The 6892-nt window shown below is 65.0% G+C and carries 9 protein-coding genes; 6 read left to right on the forward strand and 3 right to left on the reverse strand.

From position 1 onward, the window contains the following. Positions 1-50: 50 nt before the first annotated feature. The gene (locus VML93_RS32585) at positions 51-506 is read right to left on the reverse strand and encodes a MaoC family dehydratase (RefSeq protein WP_325617046.1); all 456 of its coding nucleotides are present in this window, start codon (positions 504-506) and stop codon (positions 51-53) included. 131 nt (positions 507-637) lie between these two features. On the opposite strand from VML93_RS32585, the gene VML93_RS32590 reads away from it, so the two are divergent. From VML93_RS32590 to ag85C, 6 genes are all read left to right on the forward strand, one after another. Continuing rightward, positions 638-1150, forward strand: a complete 513-nt coding sequence (locus VML93_RS32590) for a DUF4232 domain-containing protein (RefSeq protein WP_325617047.1) — start codon at positions 638-640, stop codon at positions 1148-1150. A gap of 14 nt (positions 1151-1164) precedes the next feature. After that, positions 1165-1662 carry a metallophosphoesterase gene (locus VML93_RS32595; protein WP_325617049.1) on the forward strand — a complete coding sequence of 166 codons (498 nt, stop codon included), beginning with the start codon at positions 1165-1167 and terminating at the stop codon, positions 1660-1662. A 93-nt stretch (positions 1663-1755) separates the two neighbouring features. Beyond that, positions 1756-2217 (forward strand): MarR family winged helix-turn-helix transcriptional regulator, encoded by a 462-nt coding sequence (locus VML93_RS32600; protein WP_325617059.1) that lies wholly within the window; start codon positions 1756-1758, stop codon positions 2215-2217. Then, positions 2214-3044 carry an ATP-binding cassette domain-containing protein gene (locus tag VML93_RS32605; protein ID WP_325617051.1) on the forward strand — a complete coding sequence of 277 codons (831 nt, stop codon included), beginning with the start codon at positions 2214-2216 and terminating at the stop codon, positions 3042-3044. The genes VML93_RS32600 and VML93_RS32605 overlap by 4 nt, the downstream gene beginning before the upstream one ends. Next, positions 3034-3864 (forward strand): ABC transporter permease, encoded by an 831-nt coding sequence (locus VML93_RS32610; protein WP_325617053.1) that lies wholly within the window; start codon positions 3034-3036, stop codon positions 3862-3864. Before VML93_RS32605 ends, VML93_RS32610 begins: the two co-directional genes overlap by 11 nt. Positions 3865-4029: 165 nt before the next feature. Next, positions 4030-5022, forward strand: a complete 993-nt coding sequence (gene ag85C, locus VML93_RS32615) for a diacylglycerol acyltransferase/mycolyltransferase Ag85C (protein WP_325617055.1) — start codon at positions 4030-4032, stop codon at positions 5020-5022. Positions 5023-5098: 76 nt separating this feature from the next. Here ag85C and VML93_RS32620 read toward each other — a convergent pair whose 3' ends face one another. Next, complete coding sequence (locus tag VML93_RS32620) at positions 5099-5779, reverse strand: YoaK family protein (protein ID WP_325617057.1); 681 nt, start codon at positions 5777-5779, stop codon at positions 5099-5101. Positions 5780-5813: 34 nt separating this feature from the next. Next, a partial coding sequence (locus VML93_RS32625; protein ID WP_325617058.1) for a maltokinase occupies positions 5814-6892 on the reverse strand: 1079 nt, incomplete at its 5' end.

Below are 6892 nucleotides of genomic sequence, written 5' to 3' on the forward strand. Positions count from 1 at the left end.
CTGCGATTCTGCGTCTGCTCGCCGGCGGTAGGACCCCGCGAGCGCGGCGATCAGGAGATGTAGCGGACGAGGCTTTCGGCCACACACGCCGGCTTGGCCGACCCCTCGATCTCGACGGTGGTCGACACCGTCGCCTGCACAGCACCGTTGCCGAGGTCGTCGACACTGACCAGCGAGCTCGTCGCACGAATCCTGGAGCCGACCGGCACCGGCGCGGGGAAGCGAACCTTGTTGAGGCCGTAGTTGATTGCCAGCTTGATGCCGTTGACGGTGTACATCTGCTGCTGCAGCCGCGGCAGCAGCGACAACGTCATGTAGCCGTGCGCGATCGTCTTGCCGAAAGGCCCCTTGGCCGCCCGCTCCGGGTCGACATGGATCCATTGGTGATCGCCGGTCGCGTCGGCGAACAGGTTGACCTCTTCCTGAGTAATGGGAACCCAGTCGCTCTGCCCGATGGTCTCGCCCGCAGCGGCGGCCAGGTCGGCGACTGACTCAAAGGTGCGCATGGGTCTCTCCTCTGCTTGGGTGGTCAAGTCGTATTTCGGTGATCAACGTCGTATTTGGGTGCTCAACATCGTGCCACCCGTCGATTCCGGCATCGGCGGCAGCGTGGACATTGTCTACTTAGGACATGCAGATGAAAGCGATGGTGTGGATGGCAGCGGTCGCGGCAGCGATGGGTTTCGCGGATCCCGCCCATGCCGACCCCGCCCCGGATCTCGTGCCGTGTGACATCCAGCAACTCGCGGTGGCCGCGAGTCCGCTGCAACCCGGACTGGGACACCGCGCCGTGCAGCTGAATTTCACGCTGCTACCCGACATCAACCCTTGCCAGATGCGGGATTATCCGACGGTGGACGCCGATGTCCCGGGCGCAGCGTCGGTCCATGCCGAGCAGACGCCGAGCGGCTACTTGGGCGGCGCGAAGCCGTACACGATCGTCGCACTGGCACCCGGCCACGGCGCCCACGCGATGGTCGAATGGGTCGCCGCCGGTGATTCATCGTGCACGATCTACGGGCCCAACGGCGCCGACGTACGCCTGCGCGTGATACCGCCCGGAATGTGGCAGATATTTGACGTCCCGATCTCGGTCGGGCGCAACGAGGGCCTGTGCAACCTGCAGGTCCACCCGCTGGCAGCCGATTGACGCAGAATGGCCCGGTGAGGCTGCTGCTGATCGCCGATACCCACGTCCCCAACCGCGCACGCGGCCTACCCGCGCAGCTATGGGACGAAGTCGCGCAGGCGGACGTCGTTTTCCACGCCGGGGACTGGGTCGCCCCCGAGTTGCTCGACAAGCTGGAATCCCGCGCCGAGCGACTGGTCGCGTGCTGGGGGAACAACGACGGGCCGGCGTTGCGGGCTCGGCTTCCGGAGCGTGCAGACGTGACGCTGGCCGGACTGCGCTTCACGGTGGTGCACGAGACGGGTGCCGCTTCCGGCCGCGAAGCACGCATGTCGCGGCTGTATCCCGACAGCGAGGTCCTGGTGTTCGGGCATAGCCACATCCCCTGGGATACGACGACGAAAACAGGCTTGCGCCTGCTCAATCCCGGCTCGCCAACGGATCGCCGCCGGCAGCCCTTCTGCAGCTACCTGACCGCGGGCGTCGAAAACGGGACCCTCAGCGACGTGGTCCTGCATCGCCTCGAGAAGTAGCCGGGCCGCCGGGCGGTGCGGCCTGACCGGGCTTAGCTGACTTGTAACCAGGGCACAGCTCGCACACATATTTAGCTCGTAAACAGAGGTATTATCAAAACAGTGAAGTCACGTACCGATGTGGTCCCCGAGGTGTTCCGCGTCGTCGGCAGATTCCGTCGGCAACTCCGCCGCTCAGCTGGTCGCGGATTCGACTCAAGGCGGCTGTCCGAGTCACAGTCGGAGCTGCTGTGGCTCGTCGGCCGCCAACCCGGAATCTCGGTCAGCGTCGCGGCTGCCGAACTCGGGCTGGTGCCCAACACCGCCTCGACTCTGGTCTCCAAGCTGGTCGCCAAGGGCTTGCTTATCCGGACCCCCGGCGAGCAGGACCGCCGTGTCGGCCAGCTCCGGCTGGCCGAGCCCACCCAGCAGATCGTCGACGCATCCCGAGCCGCGCGACGAGCATTGCTGGCCGAGGTGCTCGGCGAACTCGACGACGACCAAATTGATTCTTTGACAAAGGGATTGGAAGTCCTTGACACGATGACCCGACTATTGCAGGAGCGACGTTCATGAGTGGATCACTGCCAATGGCGATCGATTGCCGCAACCTGACCTTTCGGTATGGCCGGTTCACCGCCGTCGACGACGTGACGTTGCAGGTGCGGCCGGGCGAAACCATGGGGTTGCTGGGGCCTAACGGCGCCGGGAAGACGACGGTGGTGCGTGTGCTGACCACGTTGACGCCGGTGCAGCAAGGTGACCTGCGCATCTTCGGAATGGACGCCCGGGATCAGACGATCGATATTCGCAGCAATATCGGCTATGTCCCGCAACAACTTTCGATCGAGCCGGGTTTGACCGGCCGGCAGAACGTGCAGTGGTTCGCACGGTTGTACGGTGTGCCGCGCGCCGACCGGAACGAGCGGGTGGACGAGGCGCTGGGCGCCATGGAGCTGCTCGACGTGGCCGATCGGCTGGCAGCGACCTACTCCGGTGGCATGGTCCGCCGCCTGGAGGTGGCGCAAGCCCTGGTCAACCGCCCGTCGTTACTGGTGCTCGACGAACCCACCGTGGGGCTGGATCCGATCGCACGTGACCGGGTCTGGACTCAAGTGCAGAACATGCAGGCTCAATTCGGCATGACCGTGCTGCTGACCACCCACTACATGGAAGAGGCGGACGCCCTGTGCGACCGGGTTGCGCTGATGCACCACGGTCAGTTGCGGGCCGTCGGAACACCCGCCAAGTTGAAGTTGACGGTCTCGCCCCGCGCCACTCTCGAGGACGTCTTCCGTCACTACACCGCCGGAGACCTGACCTCGGAACCGGAAGAAGAAGAAGAATCGACCGGTATCCGCGAAATCCGTTCCAGCAGAAAGGTTGCCCGCCGTGCAGGTTGATCAAGCCGGCAAAGCCGGACAAGCGCCGGCGATAACTCGTGCCCCGCACGGATGGCAGCGGGTCCGCGCAACGGTGGATCGAATCACCGGGTTCGCCATCGTCGAACTGCAGAAGCTGCAGCACGACCGCGCCGAGCTTCTCACCCGGATGGTGCAGCCGGCCCTGTGGCTGCTGATCTTCGGAACCACGTTCAGCCACTTGCACGTCATCAACACCGGGCCGGTGTCCTATCTGGCGTTTCTGGCACCCGGAATCATCGCGCAATCGGCGTTGTTCATCTCGATCTTCTATGGCGTACAGATCATCTGGGATCGAGACGCGGGTATCCTCGCCAAACTGATGGTGACCCCGGCCCCCGCCTCGGCGCTGATCACCGGCAAGGCATTCGCGGCCGGCGTGCGATCGGTCGCCCAGGTCGTCGGCGTGCTGGCGCTGACCTATCTGATGCACGTCGGCCTGACCGTCAATCCGCTGCGGATCCTGGCGGCGATGGCCACGGTCATGCTCGGCGCCGCGTTCTTCGCCTGCCTCTCAATGACACTCGCCGGGCTGGTCCGCAGTCGCGATCGCCTGATGGGAATCGGTCAGGCGATCACCATGCCGTTGTTCTTCGCGTCCAACGCCCTGTATCCGGTCAACGTGATGCCGGGGTGGCTACGCGCGCTGAGTCGGGTCAACCCGCTCAGTTACGAAGTCGACGCATTGCGCGCGCTGCTGATCGGTACGCCCTTCAACCCGGTGGACATCGTCGTGCTGGTGATCGCCGCGGTGGTCGGAATCGCCGCGTCGTCAACGCTTTTGCGCCGTCTTGTCGCCTGATCGTGACGTGGATGTGACGAGTCCGCACCGACTCTGAATCGTTAGCCAACCGCGACGTCGAACCTCGGCCATGACAGCCGGAGTGCAACCACTCCCTGTGTTTCACTCGCCCGGAACAGATTCCACCGCATCATGCGGCAGATGAAAGTTGGGATGGATAGGGCTATGACATTCGTTGAAAGGTTGCGTAGTGCCACGGCAAGCTTGCCGCGCCGACTGGCTGTCGCGGCTGTGGGGGCTGCCCTGTTGCCCGGTCTCGTCGGCTTTGCCGGCGGCGCGGCGACTGCGGGGGCGTTCTCGAAGCCGGGCCTTCCAGTGGAATACCTGGAGGTGCCATCAGCGTCGATGGGCCGCAACATCAAAGTGCAGTTCCAAGGGGGCGGACAGCACGCGGTCTACTTGCTCGACGGCCTTCGGGCACAGGACGACTACAACGGTTGGGACATCAACACCCCGGCCTTCGAGGAGTACTACCAGTCCGGCCTGTCGGTGGTCATGCCGGTCGGCGGCACGTCCAGCTTCTACACCAACTGGTACCAGCCGTCGCAGGGCAACGGCCAGAACTACACCTACAAATGGGAGACATTCCTGACCCAGGAGATGCCCGCCTGGCTGCAGGCCAACAAGCAGGTGTCGCCGAACGGCAATGCGGCGGTCGGTCTTTCGATGTCGGGCGGCTCGGCGCTGATCCTGGCCGCCTACTACCCGCAGCAGTTCCCCTACGCTGCCGCGCTGTCGGCCTTCCTCAACCCGTCCGAGGGCTGGTGGCCGACGCTGATAGGCCTGGCGATGAACGACTCTGGCGGCTACAACGCCAACAGCATGTGGGGCCCGTCCTCCGACCCGGCCTGGAAGCGCAACGACCCGATGGTTCAGATTCCACGGCTGGTCGCCAACAACACCCGGATCTGGATCTACTGCGGTAACGGCGCACCCAGCGACCTCGGTGGCGACAACGTGCCGGCGAAGTTCCTGGAGGGCATGACGCTGCGCACCAACCAGCAATTCCAGCAGAATTACGCGGCCACCGGCGGACACAACGGCGTGTTCAACTTCCCGGCCAACGGCACGCACTCGTGGCCCTATTGGAACCAGCAGCTGGTTGCCATGAAGCCCGACATGCTGCAGGTGCTCAACGCGGGCAGCAACCGCACATAAGGCACGCAACGTAACTCGAGCCGGCATCGGCAGCAGTGCAACGGCCAGCGCTGCTGCCGATGCCCATTTCGGTCACTTATTCCTGCACCAGATGGCGGTCCTGGTGGAAGTAGGTGTATGCGGTGGTCAGCGCGCACATCGCCGACGCGACCACCAGCATCCAGGTTCCGTTGACGACCACGCTGATCAAACCACCGATGGTGGCGCCGAACACGAAGCTGGAGAACAGCAGAAAGTAGCCGAGCCAGTCGGCCGCTTTACCGCCGGCGATGTGGCGTTCGATGCCCTGACCCATTTTGACCAGCGTGCCGGTCACATAGCTCAGCGGCACCGACACCTCGCCGTCCTTGACGAACGACGTGTTCAGCGCGCCAACACCGAAGACCACCAACATGATTGGCGAGAAATCAAGCTGGGATTCGTCCCATCCTTCGTCGATGACGTCCACCACCGTGGCGGCGAACAGGCTGAAGGTGGTCAACACGGTCGGACCATGCGGATGCGCCACCCAGAACCGCCGCCGGCACCAAGACGAAACCACCACACCGGCGACAAAACACGCCAGCAGCACCCCCGCCGTCACCGAGAGCACCACGTCGTGGCGGAAGTAGCCCAGCACCGCGCGCTGGGCGTTCCCGGTCATGAAGGTGACGAAGTAGCCGGCCGAGTGGGTGAACGCGGTTGCTCCCAGCACGCCTGCCAGCACTGCCAGCACCCATGACAACCGCGTCTCGGGATTGAAAATCTCGTTCGCCACACGCACATGCTTTCAGACGGGGCAGCCCTATCGCCTACGCAGCGGTGAGCCGGGCGATGGACCGCAGCGGAATGGGCAGCCATCCGGGCCGGTGCCGCGCCTCATAGCCGGTCTCGTAGACCGCCTTGTCGAGTTCGTAGGCGGCCAATAGCAGCGACGAATCCCGCGGGTCCAGACCCGACGCGGCCGCATAGCCGTCGCAGAACGCCGCGTGATTGCGCTGCACCCATTCCCGGGCGCGCGCGGCGCGCTGCTTGTCCTCGATCTTTGAGGCGCGTTCCACCAGCGGCCCGTACGCGGCGTACTCGAAGGAACGCAGCACGCCGGCGACGTCGCGCAACGGCGAATCCGGCGCGCGCCGCTCGTCGAGCGGCTGACCGGGTTCGCCTTCGAAGTCGATCAGCAGCCAGCTCTCCGGGGTGCGCAGCACCTGGCCCAGGTGCAGATCGCCGTGCACCCGCTGGACGGTGATTTTCTCGCCCGCGAGCTTTTGGAATTGCTCCTCGATGGTCGCCGCGTACTGCGCCAGATCGGGCACCGCCGCCACCGTCGACGACAGCCGCGACAGCATGTTGTCCACCGGGAAGGTCGCCTGGGCGGTGCCAAGCCGATCGGCCAGGGTGGCATGCACGGACGCGACTGCTTCGCCGAGCCGGTAGGACTCGCCGGCGAAATCGCCGCCGACTTCGTGGGCATACAGGTCGCCCTCCGCGAACAGGTCGCGGACGCTGGCGGTAGCCATGGCCCAGCCTTCGGCGGCGTTGGCTTCGTATTCGGTCACCATGCCCAGCGGGCACGCCAGGTCGTCCGGTTGACCTGGTGCGGTCATGTCGTAGGCCCCGAGCAGACGCGCCACATGCGGATTCCCGGCCCGGGCCAGCACCCGGTTCAGTTCGATGTCGGGGTTGATGCCGCCGCTGACCCGGCGGAACACCTTGAGGATGGCCTGCGGGTCGAAGATCACGCTGGTGTTGCTCTGCTCGCCGTCCATGACGCGCGGATACGCGTCGAGCGGCAGGTCCACCTCGGGTTCCGCGGCGAACCTCACTTCGACGCCCGACGAGTCGCGCACGGCTGACGAGTCGATCAACGACAACAGGTATTGCGGTGCGC

The sequence above is a fragment of the Mycobacterium sp. genome, from assembly GCF_035499775.1.
Taxonomy (GTDB): Bacteria; Actinomycetota; Actinomycetes; order Mycobacteriales; family Mycobacteriaceae; genus Mycobacterium.

Coding starts and splice junctions, on each gene's coding strand:
- VML93_RS32590 (WP_325617047.1), top strand. CDS start 638: ATGAAAGCGATGGTGTGGATGGCAGCGGTCGCGGCAGCGATGGGTTTC.
- VML93_RS32585 (WP_325617046.1), bottom strand. CDS start 506: ATGCGCACCTTTGAGTCAGTCGCCGACCTGGCCGCCGCTGCGGGCGAG.
- VML93_RS32605 (WP_325617051.1), top strand. CDS start 2,214: ATGAGTGGATCACTGCCAATGGCGATCGATTGCCGCAACCTGACCTTT.
- ag85C (WP_325617055.1), top strand. CDS start 4,030: ATGACATTCGTTGAAAGGTTGCGTAGTGCCACGGCAAGCTTGCCGCGC.